Consider the following 25,762-nt stretch of genomic DNA (forward strand, 5'->3'; position numbering starts at 1 on the left):
AACCCAATGCCGTTGGTTGCCGTGCCTGCGGCTGCGTTGCCGGCCGGCGCGGGCGAGGGGTTTCTACCGCCAGAGATGCCGCTGACGATGATATCGGATGGGCTCGCAGGGCCAGCTTCCTCCCAACGACGCGCGCAGTTCAGGCCCATGCCGACTGTTCTGCGGCGCGCTTACATCCTCCTCGGCACCGTGGCCCTGACCGCGGCCGGCGGTTACGAGATGTTCGAGGTGCTGAAGGTCGGCGGCGTGACCATCCTCGAAGGCATGGTCCTGGCGCTCTTCGTGCTGCTGTTCGCCTGGGTCGCGTTCTCGTTTATGTCGGCGCTGGCCGGCTTCGCCCTACTGTTGATGCGCGCACGGGATCCGCTCGCTATAGAACCGCTTACGCCACTTGCGATGATCTCAAGCCGCAACGCGATGCTGTTACCGACCTATAACGAAGATTCCCATCAGATCACGGCGCGGTTGCGGGCGATGTGGGAATCTATATCGGAGACCGGTTACGCCGCGCAGTTCGACTGGTACGTGCTGAGTGACAGCACTGACCCTGCAATCTGGGTGGCCGAGGAAAAAGCCATTTTGAAACTGCGCCGCGAGACTGCCAGCGATCGCATCTTTTATCGCCACAGGATGCGCAACACCGCGCGCAAATCGGGAAATATTGAGGATTGGGTCAAGCGGTTCGGCGCTGGGTATGATCACATGATCATCCTGGACGCCGACAGCCTCATGACTGGTGACACGATCGTGCGCCTGGTCGCCGGCATGGAGCAGCATCCCGGCGTCGGTCTGATCCAAACGCTGCCTATCGTTGTCAATGCGCGGTCGCTGTTCGCACGGATGCAGCAATTCGCTGGCAGGCTTTACGGCCCGGTAATCGCCTCCGGAATCGCTTGGTGGCACGGCTCGGAAGGCAATTACTGGGGACACAACGCTATCATCCGCGTGCGCGCCTTTGCAGAACATGCCAGCCTGCCCGAACTTCCCGGGCGCAAGCCGTTCGGCGGCCATATTCTCAGCCATGACTTCATTGAAGCAGCTTTCATGCGGCGCGCCGGATGGGCGATCCACATGGCACCGAAACTGGGCGGCAGTTTCGAGGAGTGCCCGCCATCGCTCCTCGATTTTGCAGCGCGCGACCGCCGATGGTGTCAGGGCAATCTGCAGCACCTGGCTGTGCTGGGAGCGCCACGGCTTCATTGGGTCTCGCGGTTGCATCTCCTGACCGGCATCGGTTCTTATTTAACTGCGCCGCTGTGGCTTATGTTTCTGGTGCTCGGGATTCTCATCTCGCTGCAGGCCCAGTTTGTGCGTCCGGAATATTTCGCAAAGGGGTTTTCGCTGTTTCCGCAGTGGCCAGCCCAAGATCCGGTTCGCGCGGCCTGGGTCTTCGCCGGCACGATGGGTCTTCTGATCGTACCAAAACTGCTTGCCTACGTTTTGCTGCTCACCCAGGCCGAAAATCGAGCGCGGTTCGGCGGCGGCTTTCTTGCTTTGTCCGGCATCATCGTCGAGACTTTGCTGTCCGGCCTGATCGCGCCAGTGATGATGATCTTCCAATCGTCGGCGGTCGGCGAGATTCTGCTTGGTCGGGATGCCGGCTGGCAGGTTCAGCGCCGCGACGACGGCGTTGTCCCGATCCGCGAAGTGGTCAGAAAGTACGCGGTACCGACCGTGTTCGGTGTACTGATGGCGATTAGCGCTTATGCGGTGTCGCTACCGCTATTCCTGTGGATGACGCCGGTAATCGTAGGTTTGTGGCTGTCGATGCCGCTGGCCATCGTGTCGTCGCGCGCGCTGCAGCCAGGCCAGCACGCCCGCTTATTTGCAACTCCCGAACAGAATCTACCGCCGAAAGTACTGATTCGCGCAAAAGAGTTGGCCTTGGCGGCACCGATCTACGGCGCAAGCTCGCTGCACGAATTGCGTAAGGACATGGATCTGTGCGCGGCCCATTTGAGATCGCTGGTTGATGAGCCACGCAGCCGTGGCCAGATCGATTCCGACCTCGCCATCGCGCGAGCAAAAATTGTAGAAGCTGAGGATTTTGACGAAGCCGTCAGTTTTTTCAGTATGCGCGAGACTTTTGCGGCGCTGAACAGTCGGGTCGCGCTTCAGCAATTGGCTGCACTGCCCGATAAGGCACACGCCACGAAGTCTGAGTAGGACCTGCCAAAATATAATACGGAAAAGTGCGCGAGCCCCCATATGACAGCCATCGCACCCGAGGTTGCGGCCTTTGTAATGACATTGCGAAAAAGAGGCGGCCCATTGGCCGCCTCGATTCACTTTGTGAAGTCGTGTCAGTCAATTTCGTCGATCACCACGCGCTCTCCGGGGTCGACCAGATAGGTGCGATTTTCGCGGTGGATGTAGCGGTAGTCGCGCAGTGAAGGAGCTTCTCGGTAAACGACGTCGGGAAATTCTTCAATCTCGACCGTTTCCGGTAGACGCTCGCCGCGGCGGATAACCGTCTTGGCCGTACTGCCGGTCGTTTGGCGCTCGGTTGTCCTCGTCTTGACGTGCTTGCGCACAACGTCCCGGTCCTTGTCGGTAAACGAGACCTTGGAGCGGGCCGGTGCAGGCGCGGCGGCCGTTGATCCACCGGAGCGCGGCAGCACAGTTACGATTTGCAAGGTCGAAGGTTCGACGATGACGATTTCGTCGCGCACCACAAAGAAGCTGTAGCCTCGATATTGCGGTACGACTTCGACGACCTCAGAGGGAAGCGTCTGCAGACGGGTGTCGCGGGGGACAGAGGTGCCCACGGTCAGGGAAAAATTAACGTTGTTAAGAGGCTGCACGTTGAGCCGAGAAATCGACTGGGTAACACGCGTGCGCTGCTGGTCATTGATATTGACGGAAGCATTGACGCTGGTCGATTGCGACTGCGCATTGTTGTTCGTCGAGGGAGCTTGCGCCGCGTTGTTAGAAGGAGACTGCGCCGTATTACTCGTTGTCGTTGGCTGCGCTGCAGCGTTAGCACCGCCGCTGGTCGGAGCCTGCATCTGGCCGCCGGCCGTTGCGGGCGGCGTGTTGGTCTGCGCTTGCGGGGGCTGCGATGTCGAAGACCCGGCCGCCGACGATGGAGCAGTCGTCTGCGCCTGCGAAGAGCTGGTGGATGTGCTTGGTGAGGTGGACGTGGACCGATCGTTGGTCGTATCGGGTGCCTTCTGAGTCGTAGGCGAAGAGGTGCTCGGGGACTGCGTTTGTTGTGTGCTAGGGGAGGTTGCTGTCGCGCTTGGCGACTGAGCAATTGCTGCGGTGGCGAACACCAAGCCGACCGCCGTGCTAAATAAGAAACGCGCCTTCATGATCAATTCCTCCATTTTTTGTAGTCATCGTGAACGAGGAAGACACACGGTAGTTCCGATAGAAGTCGGGAATAAGTGGCAAATTCTAATGACAAGGGGTTTCTTCTCGGTCGCGTAGGCATTAATGGCCGCGTGGCAGAGCCGGAGAGCGAGGGCCTGGCGCAATTGCACGGCGCCTGCTGATCTTAATGCGAGCTGCGGCATCGTTCTGCTCGACGCCGTCCCTGCGAGCTCAAGTCTGCTAACCGGCTCCCTCCTTGTATTCCCGCAAAATTCGCCGGACTGTTCCGGCAATCAAGCAACTATTGTAATTGGGGAGTACGTCAAGGCAGACACATGCTCGCGGCGCACCCGCGACGCTCGCAACGTGACGGGAACCGTATGGTGTTTTAGCGGGACCAAAATTATTTGTAGACGGGACGCATTGCGGGCCTACCGAGAACGGCGTCTCAACGACTCCCCGGCTTCGGAATTAGACGACCTTCAGCCGCTCCGCAGCGGGGTCGCAATTGCATACCTTTCCCACCACCAGTCGCTTGGAACAACGCTCAATTAGAGCTCTTGATCCCACGTCCTTGCATGCACGCAAACTCTTGCATAGACGAACTCGCCGCGCGGGCCTTTGGGTTGGCGCGGCTCCTTTATGTGATCGTAACGCTTTACAGAGCGCTAACCTGCGCGACTGGCGCCAGATGTGTCTGTAGCGGTCTTGGCGGGAACTTGATGCCGCTGTCCGCCGTTTAACACGCTAATCGAGGCTGTTATGGACGATCTTAAAAAAAAACTCCGCAAGGTCGCAGCAAGAGTTCGATACTGGACCAAGCACCTCAAGGTTCAGAAGGAGGAGTTGCAAAGCGTTGTCGAAAAAGTTGGCAACTCTACCGCGACCGTGAACGGGAGGCGACCCTGACTGCTGTCTCGCTCGCTGCGCTTCTTGATGAGTCCGTCGATATCGCTTTCGATTTTCTGCGGCGCTCGGGAGAATTGGAAGATGTTCGTGAGGCTAACCAGTTCCTCACATTTCACGTAGCCAGACTGATGCGAGAGGGCATCACGAGCCGCCTTCTGTTGTCCAATCGGGCTATCGCGGCATATCGATCCCGAGCGGCCAATGGCCCGCCAAGGGATGTCAAGCGCTCAGCGGGCTAGCGTGGAGTTTTACCGGTCCTACCTTCGCGCGTCGCCGAAGGTTTGACGCCGACTTGGCCTTCGCCAACTGGGAGATCCCCGGCTAAGTCCTCAGGTCCAAGTCTGCGCTCATTCCGGCTGCCGCCGGCCGCCTCACTGAACTCGGTGCGGAATGATCCCGAGCCCTGCGATTGAAACTGGAGACGCTCCGCGACGGTTGAGTTGGGTGGCAGGGAACGCCGCTGAGCCCGGCCAACAGCTTCTTTAAAAGCTGTCGACTCGTGAAAATTGGGATCAAATGGATTCGTTCCGGCGGAGCTTCATCAGCCCCCAATAATATAATGGAAGGCCCGGCCGCCTGAGGTTGAGGGACATGGCGAGCCGCCGAGCCCGGCGACAGCGTAAGGGATCATCTGCCAGCCGCCGGAAAAACAGAATACTTGGGATCCTTCCTGGGCCGACGGAAACCGGAGTGTGTGACCTTGGAGGAATACGATCGGCTCCTCAAATAATCAGATCTGATCGACAACGTTCCGGTCAACATCCGCCCAGCTTAGTGGGGCCGCTCATATTGCAATTGAGCGACCCCGTGCCACGCAATTGAAATGTTGCCGGTACGAACGACAAGTCCGGCAACGTCACGCGACACTTTTGACGCTAAGCCCATCGTTCATGTGCACAACACAAGCCGCTCCTTAACCTAACTACTCAACCTTATCGACGAAATTCGTTAGCTGCTTCTCGCGGCTTGCGGAGCGGATTTCGCCATCGCCTGTCACCGGCGGCACAGGGCACATCAGCTGAATACAATCATAGGAGGCTCGGCGGCGTTGGGTTTTGGGGGTGGGGAAGCCGCCGAGCCCGGCCGACAGCACCACACAACTGCCGACCGCAGGAAAAAGCGGCAATAATAGATTTCGTTCCATCAAATAGCAGCTAATGAAATGGCCCGGCGCACAGCCGAATCCTTGAGCGGCGGGCCGACCGTCGCGTGTGTTTCCTGGGATCGCTCCGGGCCGGGAAAATCTAGCATCAACACAAATGGAAACTCAACGACCCACCTTTTAGCGGCAGCATGGCTGTGCGTGCTCTCCGTCAGGCCTGCTGCTGCTCAGAACTTCCTCGAAGGCGTTGTATCCCTCAACGTCACCGTGACCAAGGAGGAAACCTGCATCGCTAGACATACGGCGTAGGAGATGGCTATCACGGCCGCAGGACGGCCTCGGGCGAACGGTTCAAATTACGCCCTGGCGGCCGCACACCGCACCACGCGCTTCGGCAGCCACGTCACGGTGATAAAGCCAATGATCGGTCGGTAAAAGTTCGGATCACGGATCGCGGCCCGTGTATCAAGGGCGGTTGCATCGATCTGTCTCAAGCAGCAGCCAATGCAATCGGCATGGGCGGTATCGCGCGCGTCACCGTCCGGTAGCCCCACGAGCGGGTGACCCGGTCGTGTTTGCCTCCGGAACTTGCCAGGCTGTCGAACGGAGGCCGGGCTTTTTGTAATCCGTTGCGATGGAGTGTCTAATAGCCGGACCGGCACGGTGCCGACAGGGAGGTTGCAATGCGCGAGCAAAATCCATCCCGGACGATTAACTTTGGTCAGGCCATCGTTTTAATCGTTCTGTTCGCCATGCTGCTCTTCGCAATTGTCTGGTCGATGATGGCATGGACGTCAGCTGAGGACGCTGAGATGTCGATCCATGGTTGGATCGCCTTGGCGCTCGGGACGGTTTTCTCACTCGTTATTGGATGCGGCCTGATGGCCTTGATGTTCTACAGTAATAGAAGCGGCTACGACGACACGGCGAACACCGATTGGCGCAGCGAAAAAAAACCGCCAGATGATGAAGTCGGGTAGGTACCCGCGATTAGCCTGCGGCCGCTCTTGCTCGGCGCCGGCGATGGTGACTGGGCTTTTTATTCGACCAGCCTGATGACCCTTAGCCGGTTTGCGCGGTCAAGTGGCCCTAATTTGGCGGGCCGCATTTTTGGAAGGTGATCTGGCCAGCAGCATCAAATTCAAAGCCAGCGCGGATATTTGAGCCGTGGCAAACGTAAGTAACGGCAACGCCATCACGGGCCGGTTCGAGATTATCCAAGTCCGCGGCCGGAGAATCTCTTAGGCGCTGCTCCCAATATGCACGTAAAGCCTCGCGACCATTTATCGTCGTCGCGCCGCCGCAACCACATTCGATCGTAGCGGCGTCGGCATAAAGGCCGAGAATACTTTCAAGGTCGCCTGAGCGATAAGCATCCAGCCAATCAACTACCGCGGCCATTGGGTCAAAGGACATTTTCTCACCTACTTGCCAAACGTATGCGTCTAACAAGCGATTTAGAAGTAGTCTAATGAATGCGTCCTGAATGGTTTATTCAGGGAAGTGGTCTGAAACCCCGCCGTGGACGGTATACCAGTATGTTGGTGGTGTTTGGTGATCGCCGTCCTCTTAGCACTTTGGAATTTGGGGATTGCTCCGATGGTCGGATCGACAGCACGAACGAGCGCATTAGCGATGCCCTAACCAAGCTCGATCAGCCTATCCAAGAATGCGGCGGCACCGGACGGGGAGCCAGCAGCCGCATCACAATGCCGTCCGTTGTCATGCCCGGGTGGCTTTTTCGTCATTCGATCAATCGGATCACTTTGCGCCGATTGAGTCGATCCAGCGTGCCAACGAAGTCCCGATCGTCGAGCACGTCCAGCCGATCGACTGTATCAACGGCACTTCGCGAGCCCGGCCCGATGTAGTCTCTCAAAAGATTTCTCGCCGCGGTCATAGAACGTATTAGATGATCGATATCATCTCGTTCACTCATTGGTCCCTCGCTAGCTTTGTTCGGTCGTGCCACGCCGGCTCCTTCTTGCCGTAGTGATAGATGGGTTCGTCCGTCGGAAAAGGTTTGCATCGAGCCAAGCCGGGCGAACATTTGCGGCCTAGAAACTGGCCCCCGACACCAACAGAACCGCACCAATTATCATTAGGAGAATGCCCGGCCAGTTCGTTCCGAGCCCCAAGAATCTCAAGCCCCGCCGCGGTGGCTCCAGAGTGTCGCGAACTGGCCGGGAGGAATCTGGGCCGCTAAGCGATCCCGCCAAATAGCGGCGCGTGCCATGTACAAGACGCCGCCTAGGACTAGCAGCGCGCCAAGGCCCATCAGGAACATTCTCGCCTCCGCGTTCATCGCTGACACACGCACGGACCGGGATTTTAAGAGCGCGCCGAATGATTCGTTCCGGGCTGGCCGATCGACAGGCTCGCCGGATCGTACCGGTCCAGCCGCTTTTCTGTCAGGCGCGCGCCTTAGAAAGTAAGAGAGCGAAGACGCTCATTGATGCAATACGTTCATGTTCTTCCCACGAGCAGGTGTTGGGCGCGCCCAGCTCGCACGCGCGAATGGTGTTCCAACCCCATCGCGCTCGATGGTGCGGGGCGATCCGACCAAGTGGCCAGCCAGATGGTGTTCCAATTGGCGAGCCGTGGAGGAACAGAGCAAAGCGGAGAGCTGTTATCAAGGGCAGATAGGAGTTACTGATGACACGTTCGATCCTTTTAATAGCCGCGGCAATCGTATTCTCCGGCACAGCCCTTGCGCAAAGCAGCGGAACGCCGGAGGAGCAGGCTGCGTGCCGTGCCAGCGTGAAGCGCTATTGCGCACAAGCGATTCAGGGCGGGGATATGGTAGTGCTTTCCTGCCTTCAGCAGAATAGGCCGCGCATTTCGAAAGCAGGTCGGCAAGTGTTATTGAAGTATGGCCAATAGGCGTGCTCAGGCGAAGGGCCCCGGCACTTGCTCCGAGGCCCCCGGCTGTCCAGCAGAGTACATCCGTCCAACTGAACAGTTAGTTCCCGCCGCCCGCGCCACCCCCGGCACCGCCGCCTGCGCCACCGCCCGCGCCGCCGCCGCTAGTGCGACCTTGATCAACGTTGTTCATTGAGTTGGCGCCACCGACTTTTCCTGCAGCTGCGTTCGAACCGCTGAGAGAGCTGGCGTTGTTGCCACGTTCCGAGCCAACTGCGCCCGTCGTCCGATCCGACGTTGTTGGTGCAGTGGGCGAGCTCGGCGTCGTCTGGGCGAACGCCGGCGCTGCAATAAGTGTCAGTGCTGCACTTGCAATAAGAAGCTTTCGCATGTCGTTTCCTCTCGTGGCGCCCCAACCGAGAAATGCAAACTAACAAAACCTGTTCCCGAACGACTTCACTTTTAGATGGGAACAATTTCTGGTTCTCGCATTTCTCAGAAAGCCTCGCATGAGTGTGTCTTCGTCAGGAGTTCGATTTTCTGGTTGCCTCGCCGCGGCGCCTCGAACACCGGGGGACCCTTGAAAGTAGCCTCTATGTTGAAGAGTCCGCGACGATCCATCCGACCGATTTACGGCTACGCGCTCGGCTTCATCTTGTTGCTGGGTCTCATTGGAGGCGCGGTCTCGGTCATCAGAAACGAAGGTAAGGCACCTGTCGATCAGCAAACCAAAACGGTGAAATAGCGTGCCTCAGCCGAAAAGGCGAAAGCAGGGACTCGTTAAAGCCGACGGATCGAAGTCGAGCGTCAGCCTTGAGCCTGAGTTTTGGAGCGCTTTAAAGGAAATTGCCAGTGAACGAGGGACGAGCCCAGCAGCCCTTGTCAGACTGGTTGACTGCAATGGGCCTCAGGTGAACTTAACCTCGGCCGTCCGTCTGTTCGTCTTGCAGCATTTCAAAGCCAAAATAAAGGACGGGTCTCCCGCGTAACTTAGCCGGCTGTTGGCAACGTTCGCATTGTGAAATTCAATGCGGTCATCAGCTGGAAAATCCGCGAAATAGCGCGCGCTCGCTGTCTGGCGGCAAGACGGGTAGGGCAAATGTCTCGCGGACGGACCCACTGTTAAGTCGAAGCTTTTCACGTCGTGATCGAAGCCGTTCGCTCAACGACCGTGGCTTCGTTTACACTCCTCAACTGGCCATAGCTCTTCGCTCTTCTGCAAACTCTCAAGAGCGGCGATTCGCATCGTCACGCTCAGGTATTTCAGGCATGCGCTGGAGAACCGACTGCGGGTGGCGACGCCTAGGCTCGATGTGGTCCCATAGAAGCCGCAGGTCCATTTTCAGATGCCAGACTTTCGGGTTCGCATTCCAGTCTTGCTGAGCGATGGCGCCGACGTCTACGTCGCCGTACCGGATGTCCATGTCTCGAGCAGGGCGGGAGAGCGATGGCGGGAGAGTTCGGGTGGGCATCACAGCGCCTTCGTGGCGTGCCGCCGTCCGGGCGGCGACGATTTCGATGAGCGTCGGGATGGGCAAGCGGAACAATAGGCGCGAATTGGCATTGCAACACAATGGAAGACAGGCTCTACCGAGTCCTTCTCGCGTTAGGCATAGCCGGGCTGATTACTGCATCCGTGGTTTTGGTCCTCCTACTGCTTTATTGGGCAGTAGGTAGTATTTGAGCGGCCGCCTCAGTTGGCGGCCTCTTTCATTATGACTCGATATGACGTCTGCGGATCGCGCCAAATCAAAACGCGGCTCCTACCTCTTTAGACGATGGCCGGTGGGTATCGCCCTCGCGCATCAGAACGAGCCGTCATTGGGCTCCTGGTGTGTCTGAAGGATCAGCGCTATGCCGAAGAGTAAGATGCCCAACGTTAGAAGATCGAAAATATGGTCCTGCATATCCCTATTTTACCCGATGGGGGGAGGGCGTCACGGGCTGATGGGTGCCGCGTTCTGCGTCCCCGTTAGTAGAAGGATCGCTGTGTTGACGGGAACCATTGATAGCACCAGCAGTTTAATCGACTTCATCCGCACGGCCAAAGTAATTGCGGCTCATGTAGTCGATGGATCTTTTCTTCGCGTCGAGCTCTCATGGTTCAGGACTGAAAACGACGGTGGGATTTGGACGTGTGCGCCGTCGGCAAGCTCCAACGATTCCGAGTGAGTCCCGGCTGATTGACGCGACCCGGTCGCGACACAACCACGGACTAAGGGGCCACATGATCGACGACCTCTGGTACAAGAACGCCGTCTTCTACTGCCTCTCCGTAGGCAGTTTCATGGATGCTGATGGCGACGGTTGCGGCGACTTCAAGGGCCTGACGCGGCGGCTCGATTACATTCACGGCCTCGGCATCACCGCGATCTGGCTGATGCCCTTCCAGCCCTCGCCCGGCAAGGACGACGGCTACGACATCTCCGACTACTACGGCGTCGATCCGCGCTACGGCACGCTAGGAGACTTCGTCGAATTCACCCATGGCTGCCACCAGCGCGGCATCCGCGTCATCATCGACCTTGTGGTCAATCACACCTCGGACCAGCACGCCTGGTTCAAGGACGCGCGTAGCGCCAGGGATTCGCGCTATCGCGACTGGTATGTGTGGTCGGACAAGAAGCCGCCCAATGCCAACAAGGGTATGGTGTTTCCCGGCGTGCAGAAATCGACCTGGACGCATGACACGACCTCGAAGTCCTGGTTCTTCCACCGGTTTTATGACTTCCAGCCGGACCTCAACACATCCAATCCCTATGTGCAGGCCGAGATCCTGAAGATCATGGGGTTCTGGCTGCAGCTTGGCGTCTCCGGCTTCCGCATGGATGCGGTGCCCTTCGTGATCGCCACCAAGGGACCGAAGGTCAACAAGCCCACCGAACAATACGACATGCTGCGCGCCTTCCGCGAATTCCTGCAATGGCGCAAGGGCGACGCCATCATTCTCGCCGAAGCCAATGTGCTGCCGGAAACCGACATGGAATATTTCGGCAACGACGGCGACCGCATGCAGATGATGTTCAACTTTCACGTCAACCAGAACCTTTTCTATGCGCTGGCCTCCGGCGACGTGCGCCCACTGGCTGCGGCGATGAAGGTGACCAAGCCACGCCCGGCGACGGCGCAATGGGGCCTGTTCCTGCGCAATCATGACGAGCTCGATCTCGGCCGACTGACCGAGGAGCAACGCCAGACAGTGTTCGCGAAATTCGGCCCGGACAAGGACATGCAGCTTTACGATCGCGGCATCCGACGTCGGCTGGCGCCAATGCTCGGCGGCGACCGACGCAGGCTCGAGCTTGCTTACAGTCTGATGTACACGCTGCCGGGTACGCCCGTGCTGCGCTATGGCGACGAGATCGCCATGGGTGATGATCTCACGCTGCCTGAACGCAACTGCGCGCGGACGCCGATGCAATGGTCGACCGAACCCCGTGCCGGCTTCACCAAGAGCGAGAAGTTAAAGAATCCTGTGATCGACAAGGGCCCCTACGGCTACAATCACGTCAATGTCGCCAAGCAGCGCCGCGATCCCAATTCGATGTTGAACTGGACCGAGCGCATGATCCGGATGCGCAAGGAGGTCCCCGAAATTGGCTGGGGCGACTTCACCATCATCGCCACGCGCAACCCTGCCGTGCTGGCGATCCGCTACGACTGGCGCAACAACTCCGTGCTGTTCGTGCATAATCTCGACGAACAGCCACGCGAAGTGTCATTCGCACTCGGCCTCGATGGCAAGCAGGGCGACCACCTGATCAATCTTCTGGCGGAAGACCATAGCCGCGCGGATGCCCAGGGCAAGCATCACCTGATGCTGGAAGCATATGCCTATCGCTGGTACCGCGTCGGCGGTCTAGATTATCTGCTCCGGCGCAGTGACATCGACAGTGATACGGATGCGCATCCGGCGTAAGGGTGCCTGCGCCTGGATCGCGGGACCAAGCCTGCGGCCATCAGCGAGTACGCCGACATCAGCGGAAGGCAGATGAAGAAGCTTCGCTCTAAAACCTGGAGAGCGATACGACCTGGAACATGGACAGGCCTTCGCGCCAGTCTCTTGATAGAGTAGCCGCTGCGGCCCAGCTGAGGGAACATGCATCGAACCTGGCGATTAGCAGGCGCACCTACGCCAGGACGCTCCGCCTTATGAATACGAACATTGAGCCTTTCGCGATCGTCACCATTCCGGCCTGCAACGAAGCCGACCGGATCGAGCGGTGCATCGCTGCGCTGGCCGTCCAGCGCGACCGTTTCGGCGCGCCCCTTGCCGCGGACGCGTTCGAGATCCTGGTGTTTGCCAACAATTGCACTGACGGTACCTCGGCAGTCGCCAGACGTTTCGCCGAATCGGTCCCGCAGAGGGTGGTGGTCATAGAGGAGGAATTGCCATCGGAGATGGCCAACGCCGGCTGGGCGCGGAAGCGTGCAATGGACCTTGCGGCCGACCGCCTCGATACGCTCGGCCCGGGCGGTGTAATTATAAGCACGGATGCCGATAGCTGCGTCGGCCTCGCGTGGTTTTCGTCTAACCTCCATGAGTTGGCGAACGGTGTGGAGTGCGTGGCAGGCTACATCGATGCAGAACCGCTCGAGATCGTTTCGCTGGGACGGGATTTCCTGTCCCGCGGTAGGCTCGAAGATACTTACCTCAGCCTTGCCGCGGAAATCATCGCGCGCTGTGATCCGCGAGCCCATGATCCGTGGCCGAACCATCGTGTCTCTTCGGGCGCGAGCCTGGCCATAACCGTGGCGGCTTATCGGGCCATCGGAGGACTTCCTGCACGCGCTCTCGGCGAAGACGCCGCCCTTACGGCTGCGTTGGACGAGGCGGGATTCAAGGTTCGTCACTCGCTCGACGTCGTCGTCCAGACGTCCTGTCGGATCTTGGGGCGGGCGCCTGGCGGAGCGGCCGACACCATGCGACGCCGGCTCGCCGATTTGAATGCTCCTTGCGACGACGATCTTGAGCCCGCCTTGCAGATCGCCCGTCGCGCCATGTACCGATCGCTTTTCCGTCGGGCGTGGCAGAGTGCGCGCGAAGACGGTCCGATGTCCGCCCGGTTGTGTATTCCCTCCGACTTCGTTCGTCACCTCCGCGCCGAGGAGGCGACGCTTCGTGAGGCATGGGAAGCCGTATCGGGCAGAAGTCCTGTTCTCACGGTTCACCAGACGCTACGCCCCTCGGAGCTGCCTCGGCAGATCGCGATCGCCAGAATGATCGTCGCAAGCCTGAGGGCCGCCGCAATCACGCAGACAGCCGCTCCAGGCGATAGACTTCATCGCGAAGGATCCGGCGAGCCGGAACTCGCTTGACGACGGCGTAGGCGAAAGCGTCGCTGGCCTCCGTTCCCCTCAGCGGATAGTCGGTCTCGCCCAGCCAGTGGCAGAGGACGATCTCTCCGTCGGGAGCGAGGACCCTGCAGCAGTTTTCGGCCACGGAAAGGAGATCGGCCCGGCTGAAGTAGTACAGCACTTCTGACAGCACGATGAGGTCGAAGGCGCCGTCCGGGAATTCGGTCGGCAGCACACATTCCTCGAAGGCGACGTTCGGCGGCGCGTCCTTTCGCGCAGCGTCGAGCGCGCTGCGGGACGCGTCGATCGCCAACAGTTGCCCGCTTCGCTGCGCGAGCCTCGCCGTCAGGATACCGATCGAGCAGCCGACCTCGAGGACACGCTCATAATGGGCGCGCGTAAGAGCCGACAGAGTGCGGTCATATTTCTCGTGCTCGTAGGAACTCGTCCGGAAACCCCATGGGTCGATATCCTGCCGGTACCGGTCCTCGAAATAGGACGCCGGCAGGCTGTCCGAGTGTCTTGTCATCGCGGGACCTCGTAAATGTATTCATACGGACCAAGGAACGGCGCCAACGTCCCTGCCGTGAACCGGAAGCCCGTTGGATCGTCTTCGATGAGGTCGGACATCTGAGAAGCGTGGGCCGCGATAGCGCGGTGCTTGACAGCACGTTCTGGGGCGATGTCGAGCCGGTGGCCCCGCGGAGTGCCCGGGACCTCATTGTCCGGATCGAGGTGCCATCCCCAGATCGGGTACGCGAATAGCCGGACGGCCGGGTTGGCGGCTCCGGCCGCCTTGGCGATGGCAGCGGCCGCCTGATGATCGCAATGCGGATCCTGCTCCCACGTCACGAAGACGGTCTTTGAACCGGTCTCCTGGATGAGGTCGCACAAGGCGCGGACGGCCATATCGAACTGGGGTCCCTCTAGGGGGGCTTGTGTGTCGGGGAGGTCGAGATAGCGCACGAACGCCGGATCGAGGCCCAGAATCTCGCCTGCCGCCCTGACCTCTGCCTTCCGGAGATCCACCAGTCGCCCCGGAGGGTACTCGACAGACTGGGGGTGCGAGCCTGCGCCATCGGTCAAGACGACTACGTGAACCTTCTGGCCTACCTGGCAGGCCTGAGCGATCAGACCGCCGAGGCCTAACGTCTCGTCGTCCGGGTGCGGCGACAGAATTATAAAGGGCGCACCGTCCGTCAGCGCCTCGCGCGAGATGAGAGGAAGCACTTTCGTCGCTTCTAAAAATTCCGACACCTTCACTAAAAGTCTCCCGCCGACCGCTTCGAACTCAGAAAGACCAGAGCTCCGTCGCTCATGGCGCGGTCCGGCACCGGTTGCCGCAGATACGTTGCCAGGTCGCGGCAGATGCGCTCAACGTCGTGAGGACGCACGAACGCCCGAAGCCCGATGCCCCTCTGGACGGTCTCCATGACAGTCAGGGCGGATCGTTCGACAACCATCCGGGTGAGGTTGGCGAAAGCCACGATGCTCTCTGGATCATCCTCGACTGCCAAACGCCGCGCGGCGTCCTCCACCCAAAAGCGCGCCGTCGTCGCGTCGGCGACACAAGACGCCAGACGTTCGAGCTGATACGCGTCTTCGCCCCTTGCTGAGGAAATGAGGTGGTCTCGAAACAGGTCGACTAGCCGTTCCGTTGCGCCGGTATGGACGGCGCAGAAGCGCCATGCACCGCCCGAGAAGTGCGGCTGTCGCATGAAGTCGCCGGGAGCGCCGATCCGCTCACGATCCGTGATGTGTCGCCCCGTGAAGTCGACCGTCCCGGTCGCCGTCGCGCGCATGCCTTGCGGCTGCCAGCGGGACGTGTCGTGCGCATATCCGATCTTGAGATCGAGCAGGCACATCTGCTGCCCCTCCGGCGCTGATGCGGTAACCAGGGGACGCGTCACGAACCCGGCGCCCGACGCCAGGATCTTGCGGCCTTTGAGGACGTTGCCATCCCGCTCCGGGATGATCTTCAGGCCCTGCGCATCGTCGGCGCCCCATACTGCGGACAGCGCACCGTCGCGTACGCTTCCCGCGAGACTTTCGATCTGCGCTTTTGTCCCGTAACGGCAGACGAGCCCCACTGCGTTGATGTGGCCCTCGTAGAGACGCGCGAGCGAGAGGTCAGCAGCGCCGATCAAACGCAGGATAGTGCAGAGCTCGGTGCCGAACCGCGGCTCCCAGAGACCGTTGCCGCCGAACTCGTGAGGCAGTGGGCTCATGGCCAACCCGCTGAAGCGGAAGTCCGTCCAGACGTCTTGTGAAATCTGGGCGGTGCTATCGGTATCGAAGGCGCGTTTTGAGAGCTTCGCGGCGAAGGCCTGCGCATTCTCCAGCAGTTTGTGATGTTGGGAAGGAGCGAGAATGGCGGTGTCCTCACGAAAGTTTTGCATGCATGCGGTGAAGTCCGCAGCGCACCGATAGTTCCGGTCCGCTGGAACGAGTCTCATTCCTTGCGTTGTCTTAGGACTCTTTGGGATAAACTATATGGCGATCATCGAACTGCAGCCGCACAACGAGAACTCCGAGACGTGGCTGCTCGTCTGGACTGAGCGCCAGGAGATCATCGGACGCGTCCGGAGGAACGAGGACGGATGGTTCCGGATCATCGCTCACGGACCGCATTGGAGCCCTATGAAAAGTTTCGCCGGCGAGAAATTCGACGACCCGTCCGAAGCTCTGAAGCAGGCTCAGGCGTATTTCGGAGACCGGTAGGGCACTGTCCTACAATCAGCAGGTAGGGCAAAGGCCACGTCGTCATGGGCGATGCGGCCTTTCTTTTTAAGCAATATCTAGTCGATCGTTCGAAGGACCAACCGCACATGCGAAGGGCCGTAGGCTCCAGCGGGCCGCGGCCATCCTAATGCGGTTTGAATAAACTTACGACGAAGTCGTCGCCGACAAGGCGAAACGCGCTAGGTCCATTCCAGTCCGGTCCATTTCCTCGATTGGAATCCGTAATGGACCGCCGCCAAGCCGCTTCAACATAACGATCAGCAACTGATCTTTGAAACGATCGACGAGACCGTCGCCGTTAAGTCTCGGATCACTTCCTAGTGCAGTCTTCATGAAACGCTCCGCGGCCGCTTAACGGCCCCTGCTGGTGAATCGCGGGCAAAGACGCTGCCTCTAATGAGACCCAAGCGATAGTCATCGCCCAGGCGCAAGCACGCCGGAAAAGGTCTGTTAGATGGCCAAGGCTCAAGTGGCGGAGAGCTAGGCGACCTATTGTTGAGACCGCGAAAGATAGTTCAAGAGTCCGGCGCCTTCACGGTATGACTAAGCGAAAATTGTTAGAGTTGTTCCCAAGACGTACCTCCGACATGGTCCCTCGATCGAGCAGACCCGTCTGCCATCGGTTCCAAGCGAAAGACAGATTGATTGAAAAGAGAAATGCTAGCGTTCGAGAATAAGGACGGCCCGCATATGCAGACGGCCTGCAAGGCCGGCGCTGAGCGCTGATCAAGAAACCAAACAGTTAAACTCGCTCGACCGCCAGCTTCGTAATGCCGCCGGCAAGAGCAGTGCGCGCAGCCGCACCGGTGGCGGCCACGTCACGCTCTATGAATCCGAGGACGCGCATTATTACTACTGCCGCGGCGGCTCAAACGTCACCAAGATCCCCAAGTCCCGCCAATCAACGCGATCCGCTGGCGTCCCGTTGCCGACCGCTGGCCGCAAGATGGGCGCAACCGGGCAGGCCGTGAATGCAGGGAGCGAGCGAGGTCTCGTTCTTCGCCGCCTTTGCTAGGATAGCCGTGCCTGCTCCAAAATCCGACGTGCAATTTCAAGCTTGGCCATCTGCTCGCCGTCTATCCCGGGAATTGTAGTTCCGTCCTTTGTGACCATGGCAAACTTCCACACTGATGAACGCGAAAACAATTAGGTGTTCAAAAACACGTTCCAAAGCTGCCGCGAGACGGCGTCGCGGCCCTCAAGGACAACGAAAACGGCCGCAAGCAAGACGATCTGCAACGTTGGATCTGACAGAAGGGACATGGCGCCCTTACTACGTTCATTTCGCAGATGCGTTCCAATTCAAACTGCGTTCTCAACACTCTGCATTTAAATAAAATTAGCCACGCCATCGAAGGCATCGTCGGCAGGAGCCAGCTCGCTAGAAAAGAAGCAGAGAGAGCAAAAGCAGTCGCAATCAACAGACCGCGCAAAACGGCCACGACAGTGCTCAGTCCCTTCATTAGGCACTACATTCCTCGAATTTGGCAAGCGTCGCGCGCGGCGTGCCCATAATGCCCCGCACACCACTATTCCCCGCTTTGGCTTTTACAATACACGCCACGAATCTTTCCCTTAGACGGTGTCTACTGAGGCACTCAGACCGGGATGGGAAAGCTAGAAAAGAGCGTAGCCGCTTATCGACGTGACGTTCGTTGGTGGTTGGCATCGATGGCGAGTTCGTCCAAGCGGAGGGGTCAGGTTGAGATCGAGATCAGGCCCCCGGCGCATCGGTGTCGTTCAGTTCGACAACCGCGAGTTGTTTTTCAAGCTCTACGGCTAGGGCCTCTAATCGCTGCAAGGTCAGTGGGTCAAGCGGCCCGGCAATCAGCCGACGCGCTTGCGCTAGCCGCCGATAGAGCTCGTTCTTGTCGCAATCGTCCGGCACGCCACATCTCCATCCCGGCGTCCCATTTACGGCGGAAGAGACGTTTGGTTTCGATACCGGACTTGGATTTGTGCTTGAGCACTGCAACCTTGCGAGCAAGTTGCAGAGTTCGACGTCGTGACCATCGACGAGTTTCTCGGCAACCTTCATGGCTTTCGTCGGAATCCGCCTGGAAGACTTCGAAGCTTTCGAAATGACCGTTCTTGCCTACGATATGGGCGCGATAGTCAGGCATCGTTCTGCTCCTTTTAAAGACGGGAGCAAGCAAATCTCAGCACCGATAGTTGTCCTTGGTCGGGCGGTGATCGCTCACCGTAGCATGTTTTCCGGCGGCAGGCGGCGCTGCAGCGAAGAAGAATTTCGCAAGAAAACGACCAAGAGCTTAGGGGGGGGCGTCGCGAGAAGAAGTAACGCGATGCTCCATGGGCCGTACCTTGTCGGCGCTGTATTCCTGCTGTTGCTACTCGGCGGGGCGCTTATTCTGCGTGACGCCGGCTCGCGCGGACCGCCGCACCAGGGTTTCAATGCGCAGAAATGATCGCCAACCGGGAACAACTCTCTTAGTAAGTGCTTGTGCAACGACCGGACGAGGATGCGCCATGACCGATCAAGACACGCCATCTGTAACCGACCAATTGTCTGATCTGAAAGCTACTGTGGCGGATGGTGTCAAAACCGCCGCATCAACAATCGGAGAAGCAATTGAGGAAGGCAAAAAGCCCGGCAAGCCGCTCGACATATTAAGCAAGCTTACGCGTGAAGCTCCGCTCGGCATGTTGTTGGCAGCATTTCTCATTGGCCGGGCACTGGCACGGCGGCGATGATTAGGCCGGTTGCCATTTGAGATCGTCGAGCGAGACGCTTTTGGGAAACATGAATTTAGCAGTGGCTTGTGACCGACAGTCATTCCGGAGGACACTATGGGTTTAGCAACTTATGCCGTCATCGAATCTAACGATGGCTGGGGCGTTCTGCACGATGGAGACGTGGAGGGGAAATTCCTGACCAAGGAGTCTGCTTTCGAAGCAGCCGTCGCTGCAGCGTCTCTTGCGATCCGCCAGGGACACGAAGTCCATGTCAGCGCCCCGAGCAGCGAAGCCGGAAACAAGACAGCGCTTGGCGGCGCAACAAATTGACGGGGGCTCAAGCTTCGTGAAAGGATATGAATTGGGACGAGATGATGATGGCGCCCAAGTAAAGTCAGCGCGCAAAGCACGCGGGGCCGAGCCAGGGCCGTCGGTTCGCAACGTTTTAGTTTGGAGCCTCGGCCTAGTTGTGGCCGCCTTTGCCGTCGTATATTTCCTGTTCTTCAAAACCTAGCCGACGGTTAGATGGTGGCGGCGTACCCGCTTCGAGACGCCGATCAGGCTGTCGTCTGTTACGTAGGACCGACTTACATTCCTTCCTCTTTTGAGGTTTGAGCGTCCTGTTCGCATGGCAGCCGTTCCGATGGCCCTGCCATCGCTCCAAACGTGGCGGAGCTTCTGCTGTCATAGCCGTTGGTATGCAGTAGCCGGACGAACTCGTCCATCGAGGCGTTAAGCTGCTTGGTACGCTCGGCGGTTTCCGGTGTGAGGGGGCGGCCAAAAAGCCGGCTGACGGATTCGCGAAAAGCCATGCGAGTCCCCTTTTTTCGTGACAACCCTTTGCTGCGCGAACGAGAGAACGGTTCATTCGGGAGCGATAATCCTAATCGAAATATTCTTGGACGGGAACTGGTCACATAGTGGCGTCTTAAGCGCACAAGCAATTATAGCGATCGATGCGATCGCCTGCATGAATGTTCCAAAGCGATTCGCCGCCGCAGTTATCCGTTTTTGAGGAGAGGCCGATGCCCCGATACTCTGAAGAACAGATCCGAGAGTACGCTCACAAACTTTGGGAAAGGGAAGGTCGCCCGGAAGGTAAGGCCGATGACTTCTGGCACCAGGCCAAAAGCGAGCTTGAAAGCGATGCGCCTGGCGACGAAGACCCGAAACCGATGCCAGAGTAGGAAAAAGCGCTGCCCAAGCGCCTCTTCGTCGTTGGCGCAGGGCGATGTCGCCACCGGCGGAACGCTGCATCAAGTCACGCGTTTTCGCGTTTGGTACTTATCTAGGAGTTGGTTCATGCGCCATTCTTATCCCGCGCCTCCGTTTCCTTCCCAGAAACAACCGTTGCCGGGCCGAACGGAGGCCATGCGGCCTTATCCCGATCATGGCGAAAGCAGTTACAAGGGGTCAGGTCGATTGCAGGGCATGAAAGCAGTGATTACGGGTGGCGACAGTGGGATCGGCCGCGCTGTCGCGTTGGCGTACGCACGCGAAGGTGCCGACATCTTGCTTTCTTATCTCGATGAGACCGAGGATGCCCTCGAAGCTAGCGCTTTAATCGAGCGGGAAGGCCGCAAGGCCATAATGGTCCCAGGTGACATCCAGCATCGGCGCCATTGCGACGTGATTATCGATAAGGCGGTAAGGGAATTGGGCGGGATCGACATCCTCGTTAACAACGCGGCGCATCAAGCGATCTTCAAGGACATCGGCGACATTTCCGACGACGAGTGGGATTTGACGTTCAGGACAAATATCTATGCAATGTTCTACCTGACAAGGGCCGCCGTGCCTCACATGAAGCCCGGAAGTGCGATCATCAATACCGCGTCGGTCAATTCGGATATGCCGAACCCAACCTTGCTGGCCTATGCAACGACGAAGGGGGCCATTCAGAATTTCACCGGCGGCCTGGCGCAGATGTTGGCCGATAAGGGCATCCGCGCAAACGCGGTGGCACCGGGACCGATTTGGACGCCGCTCATTCCATCCACCATGCCAGACGAAGCCGTTAGAAATTTCGGCAAGCAGACGCCGATGCAACGTCCCGGGCAGCCCGCAGAGCTTGCAACCGCCTACGTGATGCTCGCAGATCCACTCTCAAGCTATATTTCCGGAGCCACGATCGCCGTTACAGGCGGTAAGCCGTTCATCTAAGCGGATCGGGCATTTCGCGCCCGTGTCAAAGAAGTGTCCGTTCGAGGCCGTTTGACGGCTCGCGGGACGGGGCAAAATCTTTCAAGCAGCGGGGTTTCATCGGTGTCCAATATTTTGCCTTGGGTGGGTGGGCTCGCCGCTGTCCTGACTTCGCTTTCGTACATCCCACAGGTCCGGAAAGCATTGCCCCGGGGCTCAACCAAAGATCTGTCGCTCAGGATGCTCGTAGCGCTGACATCGGGCCTCGGTCTCTGGGGCGCCTACGGTCTGTTCAAGGGCGACTGGATCATTGTTCTGGCAAACAGCATCGGCTGTGCGCTGACAGCGACCGTGCTCGGCTGTAAAATACGAGACATTGGCGGGGAGGGGTCTGCATAGGGAGCGGAACCTGGCTGCGTGATCAGGGTTTAGAGTGCCTGTTATCTAGGTGTCATATGGAGATGCCATGCGGCCAATAATGGTACCACCCACTCTCCTTGATCGCGAGGCCGCAGCAACTGCCGTTCGGCACGCACATGCCGCAAGTGAACAAGTGGCCGAAGCTCTGACGTGGGGCGCGGACGAGCATGTTCTCGTTGTTGCTGCAGCGGCCTTCTGGCTCCTGTCGCGTAGCGGCTCTCCCTGGAAGCGAACGGTCGGTACGCATTTTCGGGCGGCCTCGGTGGCAACGGCCGTTGTGCCACATGCACTGAAGCATGTTTTCAATCAACGTCGCCCGGACAGGCTCACCATTGTTGGCCATCTACACGGAGTACCGATCTCAGGCCGCCCGAATGATGCGTTCCCCTCGGGGCACGCGATGCATATGGGGGCTCTCGCAAGCGCAGCATCCTCATTCGATCGGCCGTATCGCGAGCTGACCTGGACGGCTGCGGTCGGTATCTCGCTGACGAGGATCTATGTTCTCGCGCATTGGACGAGCGATGTGGTCGCGGGCTTCGCCACCGGATATCTGATCGATCGGCTATTGAGACGCTGGACCGGCTACGGCAAGGAGACGACGACGCCATGACGGATTACGCCGTCCGATTTTTCGTTGGAGGGGCAGTCGTTTCGATATTCGCGCTGCTCGGAGACGTGCTACGGCCTAAGTCCTTCGCGGGGCTCTTCGGCGCCGCGCCATCGGTGGCCCTGGTTTCGCTCGCGCTCGCTATCTCCAGGCACGGACCGGACTACGTCTCTACGCTGGCTGCTTGGATGATGGCCGGCGCGACCGCTCTTCTCGTGTTCTGCTTCGTGACGTGCCATCTACTCAAACGCACGGGGTTGTCAGTTCTATCTGTTACTCTGCTCGGGTTGCCCCTGTGGCTGGTAGTCGCGTTTGACCTCTATGCGATGGTGGGGTGAATGCTTGTTCGAGTCTCATTCTCGTCGTTGAGCGATGGTCACTGGTACGAATACATCGTCCAGTTCCTACTGGGCGGAGCATCGACTGCAATAACGGGTCTGATCGGCACACGTTGTGGGCCGGGCGTCGGCGGTCTGTTTCTGGCATTTCCAGCCATGCTCTGCGCCAGTGCCACGCTGGTCGAGGCGCACGAAAGGCGCCGCAAAAGGGAAATTGGCCTGCATGGCAAGAGACGTGGTGAAGACGCCGCTGCGCTCGACGCCGCCGGAGCGGCTCTGGGAAGCATGGGCCTCGTTACGTTCGCTCTCACAGTTTTCCTCCTAAATGCCGCGGCTCCCTGGAGCAGCTTGGCGCTGGCATCTCTGGTATGGGCGGCAACAGCAGGTTCTTGCTGGTGGACTTACAAGAGACTTCGCAGGACGTGGACCTGAGATGGGCGAGCTCCGATCAAGAATAGACACCAGTCGGGCAGTGCACTTGTGTCTGGACATGCAGAGGCTGTTCGGTCCCGAAGGGCCTTGGCCGACACCTTGGCTCGAACGTGTCATCCCGGCGGTGGAAAGCCTCGTCGAGCATGACCCGGCACGGACTGTCTTTACGCGCTTTATTCCCCCGGCGTCGCCCGAGCATGCAAATGGGATGTGGCAGAGCTACTTCCAAAAATGGCGGGTGGTCACGCGCGAACGTCTGGACCCGCAACTCCTCGAGCTTATGCCCCCTTTGCAGCGACATGTCCCACCGGCGATTGTCTGCGACAAGTCTGCGTATTCTGCGTTCTCGAATGGAAGACTTCACGATATTCTGCAAGACGGTAACGTCAATACCTTGATTGTGAGCGGCGCGGAGACTGACGTCTGCGTTCTCTCAACCATCTTGAGTGCCGTTGATCTGGGCTATCGAATCATCGTTGCCCAAGACGCGATGTGCAGCTCAGCTGACGAAACTCACGATGCCTTACTTGGCTTGTACGCCCAGCGCTTCGACCTACAGATCGAACTGGCAGATTGTGCCGAGATCCTTGAAAGATGGTTGCAGGTTTGAATGCAGTCAGGGCTAGGGCCGGACGGGCGAAGTGTTTGGCGCGCGCCACCGGCGCGGGCGACCAAGACCCATAAAGAGGAGACCCCGATCATCGGGGTCTCCCTCTGGCTGGCATCACGCGCTAGTTGCCGCCGCCGGCACCACCACCAGCACCGCCGCCGCCGCCCGAAGTGCGACCTTCGGCAGAGCTGTTAGACCCGGTAGTTCCAGTCGCCGCGTTCGATCCACTAAGGGAGCTCGCATTGTTGCCGGTCTGCGATCCTGCAGCGTGCGGCGCCGCGTGTGGAGTGCTCGATGTCGGGCGATCGACTGCCGTCCCTGTACTGGTGGTGCCGGGCTGTGTAACGCCGTTGCCTGCGGAATTGACCTGAGGCGCGCTCGGATTTGCACCGCTCTGTGCGAATGCAGCAGGAGCAATCATCAGTGCCGTTGCCGTTACTGCTATCAACGTCTTCTTCATATTGTCCTCGTTCGTTGTCATGCCCCGAGCTGGATGAATTAACTTGCTCGTTTGTTGTTCCTGGCGACGGACATCACGCAACGCTGGAACAACACTCGCTTCTCCTTCACCCATTTGCCAGAGGCGGTTCCGACAGCATCCTGGCGGCCTTCCCACGGCGCGCCTGAGACGCCAGAAGCGGGAAGGTTGGCCTCGCCGACCGGTGCGGGCAAGCCGATCCTGAGGGCGGAAGAAAACGGAACATCCTACGATTAGAATGGTTCTGATGGCGAACGCATAGCGAGGCGCCCCCCGTGAACCAGATCCCACCTCACCCACAGATCCCAATTTCCCTGACGATCAACGGAACGTTGCACGAGCTCAAAGTAGAGCCGTGGGTGACGCTGCTAGACCTGTTGCGCGAGCGCCTCTCGCTCACCGGGACTAAGAAGGGATGCGATCAGGGACAATGCGGCGCGTGTACCGTGCTCGTCGATGGCAAACGCGTCAATTCGTGCCTAGCACTCGCGGTATCGCGCGATGGCGCCGAGATCACCACTATCGAAGGTCTGGCTCAGAACGGCGAACTGCATCCGCTGCAGGTCGCCTTCATCGAGCGCGACGCGTTTCAATGCGGCTACTGTACGCCTGGCCAAATTTGCTCAGCGGCGGGCCTGCTGGCGGAAGGTCACACCCGTAGTCGGGCCGAGATACGCGAGCATATGAGCGGCAATCTGTGTCGCTGCGGCGCCTATACCAATATCGCCGACGCGGTCGAGGACGTGCTGATGCCGCCCATCGCGGCGAAGGAGGCCGCCGAATGAACCGGTTCGAATATATCCGCCCGGCCACAGTGGCCGATGCCATCGCGGCGCTGAATGAACCTGCAGCGCGCGCGCTGGCGGGTGGCACCAATCTCGTCGACCTCATGAAATACGATGTGGCGCAGCCGTCGCGGCTGGTCGACATCAACCGGCTTCCGCTCAAATCGATCGAAATCACTTCCGGCGGAGCACTGCGCATCGGCGCTCTGGTTACCAATACCGATCTGGCGTGGCATCGAGACGTTCGGGAAAAGTGGCCCATACTGTCAAGCGCCATTCTTGCCGGCGCATCGCCGCAATTGCGAAACGCAGCTACAGCCGGGGGAAACCTGATGCAGCGAACCCGCTGCTATTATTTTTATGATCCGTCCACAGCCTGCAACAAGCGACAGCCAGGAAGTGGCTGCTCCGCCATTGGCGGCGTCAATCGCATTCACGCCATTCTCGGCGCGAGCGATAGCTGCATTGCGGTCCATCCGTCGGACATGTGCGTCGCGATGGCTGCACTCGATGCATCCGTCGAAGTCGAGGGGCCGGAGGGCAAGCGATCGATTCCAATGTCTGGTTTCCACCGCCTCCCCGGCGGAGAGCCCGAACGCGACAATACGCTCAAGGTGGGCGAGCTCATTACATCGATCATTATCCCAGAGCCCGACTTCGGTGCCCATCACACCTATCTCAAGATCCGGGACCGGCTGTCCTATGCCTTCGCGCTGATCTCCGTCGCCGCCGCGCTGCGCGTGGATGAGGGCGTCATTCAGGACGCCCGGATCGCGCTCGGCGGGGTCGCGCATAAGCCATGGCGGGATTTCGACGCCGAAAGGTCGCTGAAAGGCGAGCGAGTCGGGAACCAGAGCTTTACGCAGGTCGCTGATTTCATTCTTCGTGATGCGAAGGGGCAGGGTGACAACGACTTCAAGATCGAGCTTGCTCGCCGCGCTATCGTTCGTGCCCTGGAGCAGGCGGCTGCGGGCACGCCGCAGGACCAGGCCGACAAATCGCTCCACTAGAAAGTTAACGGGAAC

The 25,762-nt window shown here is 59.2% G+C and carries 28 protein-coding genes and 1 pseudogene; 20 read left to right on the forward strand and 9 right to left on the reverse strand.

The genetic code is table 11. The annotated features are described in order from the left end of the window. Nucleotides 1–6: 6 nt before the first annotated feature. The gene (gene mdoH, locus LPB73_RS02965; protein ID WP_414716897.1) at nt 7–2,166 is read left to right on the forward strand and encodes a glucans biosynthesis glucosyltransferase MdoH; all 2,160 of its coding nucleotides are present in this window, start codon (nt 7–9) and stop codon (nt 2,164–2,166) included. A gap of 137 nt (nt 2,167–2,303) precedes the next feature. Here the strand turns inward: mdoH and LPB73_RS02970 are convergent, their stop codons facing one another. Further along, entirely contained in the window at nt 2,304–3,314 is a 1,011-nt protein-coding gene (locus LPB73_RS02970; RefSeq protein ID WP_231079556.1) for a DUF1236 domain-containing protein, read from the reverse strand. Between the two features lie 763 nt (nt 3,315–4,077). Between LPB73_RS02970 and LPB73_RS02975 the strand changes: the two genes are divergently transcribed. The 3 genes and pseudogenes from LPB73_RS02975 (at nt 4,078) to LPB73_RS02980 (ending at nt 6,306) form a co-directional block, all read left to right on the forward strand. Further along, entirely contained in the window at nt 4,078–4,224 is a 147-nt protein-coding gene (locus tag LPB73_RS02975) for a DUF3606 domain-containing protein (protein WP_231079557.1), read from the forward strand. A 1,431-nt stretch (nt 4,225–5,655) separates the two neighbouring features. After that, nucleotides 5,656–5,874: pseudogene (locus LPB73_RS29235) on the forward strand (RlpA-like double-psi beta-barrel domain-containing protein); the annotation flags it as partial. Nucleotides 5,875–6,009: 135 nt separating this feature from the next. Next, complete coding sequence (locus LPB73_RS02980; RefSeq protein WP_120286796.1) at nt 6,010–6,306, forward strand: hypothetical protein; 297 nt, start codon at nt 6,010–6,012, stop codon at nt 6,304–6,306. Nucleotides 6,307–6,415: 109 nt separating this feature from the next. Here LPB73_RS02980 and LPB73_RS02985 read toward each other — a convergent pair whose 3' ends face one another. Continuing rightward, nucleotides 6,416–6,742, reverse strand: a complete 327-nt coding sequence (locus LPB73_RS02985; RefSeq protein WP_231079558.1) for a nuclear transport factor 2 family protein — start codon at nt 6,740–6,742, stop codon at nt 6,416–6,418. Nucleotides 6,743–7,981: 1,239 nt separating this feature from the next. Here LPB73_RS02985 and LPB73_RS02990 point away from each other — a divergent pair. From LPB73_RS02990 to LPB73_RS03005, 4 genes are all read left to right on the forward strand, one after another. Beyond that, nucleotides 7,982–8,209, forward strand: a complete 228-nt coding sequence (locus LPB73_RS02990; protein WP_231079559.1) for a cysteine rich repeat-containing protein — start codon at nt 7,982–7,984, stop codon at nt 8,207–8,209. A 725-nt stretch (nt 8,210–8,934) separates the two neighbouring features. After that, on the forward strand, nt 8,935–9,177 hold the full coding sequence (locus LPB73_RS02995; protein ID WP_231079560.1) for a ribbon-helix-helix domain-containing protein: 243 nt from the start codon (nt 8,935–8,937) through the stop codon (nt 9,175–9,177). Between the two features lie 1,238 nt (nt 9,178–10,415). Next, on the forward strand, nt 10,416–12,107 hold the full coding sequence (locus LPB73_RS03000; protein ID WP_231079561.1) for an alpha-amylase family protein: 1,692 nt from the start codon (nt 10,416–10,418) through the stop codon (nt 12,105–12,107). 233 nt (nt 12,108–12,340) lie between these two features. Beyond that, the gene (locus LPB73_RS03005) at nt 12,341–13,507 is read left to right on the forward strand and encodes a glycosyltransferase (RefSeq protein WP_231079562.1); all 1,167 of its coding nucleotides are present in this window, start codon (nt 12,341–12,343) and stop codon (nt 13,505–13,507) included. On the opposite strand, the gene LPB73_RS03010 is transcribed toward LPB73_RS03005, so the two are convergent. Genes LPB73_RS03010 through LPB73_RS03020 form a run of 3 tightly spaced genes read right to left on the reverse strand, consistent with a single transcriptional unit; the run spans nt 13,440 to nt 15,885 of the window. Next, complete coding sequence (locus tag LPB73_RS03010; RefSeq protein ID WP_231079563.1) at nt 13,440–14,015, reverse strand: class I SAM-dependent methyltransferase; 576 nt, start codon at nt 14,013–14,015, stop codon at nt 13,440–13,442. The genes LPB73_RS03005 and LPB73_RS03010 overlap by 68 nt on opposite strands. Beyond that, entirely contained in the window at nt 14,012–14,749 is a 738-nt protein-coding gene (locus LPB73_RS03015; RefSeq protein WP_231079564.1) for a PIG-L deacetylase family protein, read from the reverse strand. The genes LPB73_RS03010 and LPB73_RS03015 overlap by 4 nt, the downstream gene beginning before the upstream one ends. After that, nucleotides 14,749–15,885 (reverse strand): acyl-CoA dehydrogenase family protein, encoded by a 1,137-nt coding sequence (locus LPB73_RS03020; protein ID WP_231079565.1) that lies wholly within the window; start codon nt 15,883–15,885, stop codon nt 14,749–14,751. Before LPB73_RS03020 ends, LPB73_RS03015 begins: the two co-directional genes overlap by 1 nt. Before the next feature lie 94 nt (nt 15,886–15,979). Here LPB73_RS03020 and LPB73_RS03025 point away from each other — a divergent pair, with 94 nt between their 5' ends. After that, nucleotides 15,980–16,207, forward strand: a complete 228-nt coding sequence (locus tag LPB73_RS03025; protein ID WP_231079566.1) for a hypothetical protein — start codon at nt 15,980–15,982, stop codon at nt 16,205–16,207. A gap of 165 nt (nt 16,208–16,372) precedes the next feature. On the opposite strand, the gene LPB73_RS03030 is transcribed toward LPB73_RS03025, so the two are convergent. Next, a complete protein-coding gene (locus tag LPB73_RS03030) occupies nt 16,373–16,561 on the reverse strand; it encodes a hypothetical protein (RefSeq protein ID WP_231079567.1) in 189 nt (62 codons plus the stop codon). A gap of 1,381 nt (nt 16,562–17,942) precedes the next feature. Continuing rightward, nucleotides 17,943–18,266 (reverse strand): hypothetical protein, encoded by a 324-nt coding sequence (locus LPB73_RS03035; protein WP_231079568.1) that lies wholly within the window; start codon nt 18,264–18,266, stop codon nt 17,943–17,945. Between LPB73_RS03035 and LPB73_RS03040 the strand changes: the two genes are divergently transcribed. The 3 genes from LPB73_RS03040 to LPB73_RS03050 all read left to right on the forward strand — a co-directional run bounded on the left by LPB73_RS03040 (nt 18,265) and on the right by LPB73_RS03050 (nt 19,252). After that, entirely contained in the window at nt 18,265–18,654 is a 390-nt protein-coding gene (locus LPB73_RS03040; RefSeq protein WP_231079569.1) for a hypothetical protein, read from the forward strand. The genes LPB73_RS03035 and LPB73_RS03040 overlap by 2 nt on opposite strands. A 61-nt stretch (nt 18,655–18,715) precedes the next feature. Then, a complete protein-coding gene (locus LPB73_RS03045) occupies nt 18,716–18,940 on the forward strand; it encodes a hypothetical protein (protein WP_092148305.1) in 225 nt (74 codons plus the stop codon). 96 nt (nt 18,941–19,036) lie between these two features. Next, nucleotides 19,037–19,252 (forward strand): hypothetical protein, encoded by a 216-nt coding sequence (locus LPB73_RS03050; protein WP_089261416.1) that lies wholly within the window; start codon nt 19,037–19,039, stop codon nt 19,250–19,252. A 257-nt stretch (nt 19,253–19,509) separates the two neighbouring features. Here LPB73_RS03050 and LPB73_RS03055 read toward each other — a convergent pair whose 3' ends face one another. After that, the gene (locus tag LPB73_RS03055) at nt 19,510–19,734 is read right to left on the reverse strand and encodes a hypothetical protein (protein ID WP_231079570.1); all 225 of its coding nucleotides are present in this window, start codon (nt 19,732–19,734) and stop codon (nt 19,510–19,512) included. A gap of 213 nt (nt 19,735–19,947) precedes the next feature. Here LPB73_RS03055 and LPB73_RS03060 point away from each other — a divergent pair, with 213 nt between their 5' ends. The 6 genes from LPB73_RS03060 to LPB73_RS03085 all read left to right on the forward strand — a co-directional run bounded on the left by LPB73_RS03060 (nt 19,948) and on the right by LPB73_RS03085 (nt 23,474). Continuing rightward, nucleotides 19,948–20,109, forward strand: a complete 162-nt coding sequence (locus LPB73_RS03060) for a DUF2934 domain-containing protein (protein WP_081422126.1) — start codon at nt 19,948–19,950, stop codon at nt 20,107–20,109. A gap of 115 nt (nt 20,110–20,224) precedes the next feature. After that, nucleotides 20,225–21,085: an SDR family oxidoreductase gene (locus tag LPB73_RS03065; protein WP_231079571.1), complete on the forward strand. Its 861-nt coding sequence runs from the start codon at nt 20,225–20,227 to the stop codon at nt 21,083–21,085. A gap of 123 nt (nt 21,086–21,208) precedes the next feature. Then, nucleotides 21,209–21,463: a SemiSWEET family sugar transporter gene (locus LPB73_RS03070; RefSeq protein WP_231081051.1), complete on the forward strand. Its 255-nt coding sequence runs from the start codon at nt 21,209–21,211 to the stop codon at nt 21,461–21,463. 79 nt (nt 21,464–21,542) lie between these two features. After that, nucleotides 21,543–22,097: a phosphatase PAP2 family protein gene (locus tag LPB73_RS03075; RefSeq protein ID WP_231081052.1), complete on the forward strand. Its 555-nt coding sequence runs from the start codon at nt 21,543–21,545 to the stop codon at nt 22,095–22,097. Continuing rightward, nucleotides 22,094–22,432, forward strand: a complete 339-nt coding sequence (locus LPB73_RS03080) for a DUF3147 family protein (RefSeq protein ID WP_231079572.1) — start codon at nt 22,094–22,096, stop codon at nt 22,430–22,432. Before LPB73_RS03075 ends, LPB73_RS03080 begins: the two co-directional genes overlap by 4 nt. A gap of 433 nt (nt 22,433–22,865) precedes the next feature. Further along, nucleotides 22,866–23,474: a cysteine hydrolase family protein gene (locus LPB73_RS03085; RefSeq protein ID WP_231079573.1), complete on the forward strand. Its 609-nt coding sequence runs from the start codon at nt 22,866–22,868 to the stop codon at nt 23,472–23,474. Nucleotides 23,475–23,595: 121 nt separating this feature from the next. Here LPB73_RS03085 and LPB73_RS03090 read toward each other — a convergent pair whose 3' ends face one another. Beyond that, on the reverse strand, nt 23,596–23,934 hold the full coding sequence (locus LPB73_RS03090) for a hypothetical protein (protein WP_231079574.1): 339 nt from the start codon (nt 23,932–23,934) through the stop codon (nt 23,596–23,598). Between the two features lie 293 nt (nt 23,935–24,227). Here LPB73_RS03090 and LPB73_RS03095 point away from each other — a divergent pair, with 293 nt between their 5' ends. Both LPB73_RS03095 and LPB73_RS03100 read left to right on the forward strand, forming a co-directional pair. After that, nucleotides 24,228–24,737 (forward strand): (2Fe-2S)-binding protein, encoded by a 510-nt coding sequence (locus tag LPB73_RS03095; protein ID WP_231079575.1) that lies wholly within the window; start codon nt 24,228–24,230, stop codon nt 24,735–24,737. Next, entirely contained in the window at nt 24,734–25,747 is a 1,014-nt protein-coding gene (locus LPB73_RS03100; protein WP_231079576.1) for an FAD binding domain-containing protein, read from the forward strand. The genes LPB73_RS03095 and LPB73_RS03100 overlap by 4 nt, the downstream gene beginning before the upstream one ends. Nucleotides 25,748–25,762: the final 15 nt, after the last annotated feature.

This window comes from Tardiphaga sp. 37S4 (assembly GCF_021044645.1).
GTDB classification, from domain to species: Bacteria; Pseudomonadota; Alphaproteobacteria; order Rhizobiales; family Xanthobacteraceae; genus Tardiphaga; species Tardiphaga robiniae.

Bases quoted from the DNA above. Each gene is read 5' to 3' on its own strand.
- mdoH (WP_414716897.1), top strand. From the start codon at position 7: ATGCCGTTGGTTGCCGTGCCTGCGGCTGCGTTGCCGGCCGGCGCGGGC.
- LPB73_RS02970 (WP_231079556.1), bottom strand. From the start codon at position 3,314: ATGAAGGCGCGTTTCTTATTTAGCACGGCGGTCGGCTTGGTGTTCGCC.
- LPB73_RS02975 (WP_231079557.1), top strand. From the start codon at position 4,078: ATGGACGATCTTAAAAAAAAACTCCGCAAGGTCGCAGCAAGAGTTCGA.
- LPB73_RS02980 (WP_120286796.1), top strand. From the start codon at position 6,010: ATGCGCGAGCAAAATCCATCCCGGACGATTAACTTTGGTCAGGCCATC.
- LPB73_RS02985 (WP_231079558.1), bottom strand. From the start codon at position 6,742: ATGTCCTTTGACCCAATGGCCGCGGTAGTTGATTGGCTGGATGCTTAT.
- LPB73_RS02990 (WP_231079559.1), top strand. From the start codon at position 7,982: ATGACACGTTCGATCCTTTTAATAGCCGCGGCAATCGTATTCTCCGGC.
- LPB73_RS03000 (WP_231079561.1), top strand. From the start codon at position 10,416: ATGATCGACGACCTCTGGTACAAGAACGCCGTCTTCTACTGCCTCTCC.
- LPB73_RS03005 (WP_231079562.1), top strand. From the start codon at position 12,341: ATGAATACGAACATTGAGCCTTTCGCGATCGTCACCATTCCGGCCTGC.
- LPB73_RS03010 (WP_231079563.1), bottom strand. From the start codon at position 14,015: ATGACAAGACACTCGGACAGCCTGCCGGCGTCCTATTTCGAGGACCGG.
- LPB73_RS03020 (WP_231079565.1), bottom strand. From the start codon at position 15,885: ATGCAAAACTTTCGTGAGGACACCGCCATTCTCGCTCCTTCCCAACAT.
- LPB73_RS03025 (WP_231079566.1), top strand. From the start codon at position 15,980: ATGGCGATCATCGAACTGCAGCCGCACAACGAGAACTCCGAGACGTGG.
- LPB73_RS03030 (WP_231079567.1), bottom strand. From the start codon at position 16,561: ATGAAGACTGCACTAGGAAGTGATCCGAGACTTAACGGCGACGGTCTC.
- LPB73_RS03040 (WP_231079569.1), top strand. From the start codon at position 18,265: ATGGCTTTCGTCGGAATCCGCCTGGAAGACTTCGAAGCTTTCGAAATG.
- LPB73_RS03035 (WP_231079568.1), bottom strand. From the start codon at position 18,266: ATGAAGGTTGCCGAGAAACTCGTCGATGGTCACGACGTCGAACTCTGC.
- LPB73_RS03045 (WP_092148305.1), top strand. From the start codon at position 18,716: ATGACCGATCAAGACACGCCATCTGTAACCGACCAATTGTCTGATCTG.
- LPB73_RS03050 (WP_089261416.1), top strand. From the start codon at position 19,037: ATGGGTTTAGCAACTTATGCCGTCATCGAATCTAACGATGGCTGGGGC.
- LPB73_RS03055 (WP_231079570.1), bottom strand. From the start codon at position 19,734: ATGGCTTTTCGCGAATCCGTCAGCCGGCTTTTTGGCCGCCCCCTCACA.
- LPB73_RS03060 (WP_081422126.1), top strand. From the start codon at position 19,948: ATGCCCCGATACTCTGAAGAACAGATCCGAGAGTACGCTCACAAACTT.
- LPB73_RS03065 (WP_231079571.1), top strand. From the start codon at position 20,225: ATGCGCCATTCTTATCCCGCGCCTCCGTTTCCTTCCCAGAAACAACCG.
- LPB73_RS03075 (WP_231081052.1), top strand. From the start codon at position 21,543: ATGGTACCACCCACTCTCCTTGATCGCGAGGCCGCAGCAACTGCCGTT.
- LPB73_RS03080 (WP_231079572.1), top strand. From the start codon at position 22,094: ATGACGGATTACGCCGTCCGATTTTTCGTTGGAGGGGCAGTCGTTTCG.
- LPB73_RS03085 (WP_231079573.1), top strand. From the start codon at position 22,866: ATGGGCGAGCTCCGATCAAGAATAGACACCAGTCGGGCAGTGCACTTG.
- LPB73_RS03090 (WP_231079574.1), bottom strand. From the start codon at position 23,934: ATGAAGAAGACGTTGATAGCAGTAACGGCAACGGCACTGATGATTGCT.
- LPB73_RS03100 (WP_231079576.1), top strand. From the start codon at position 24,734: ATGAACCGGTTCGAATATATCCGCCCGGCCACAGTGGCCGATGCCATC.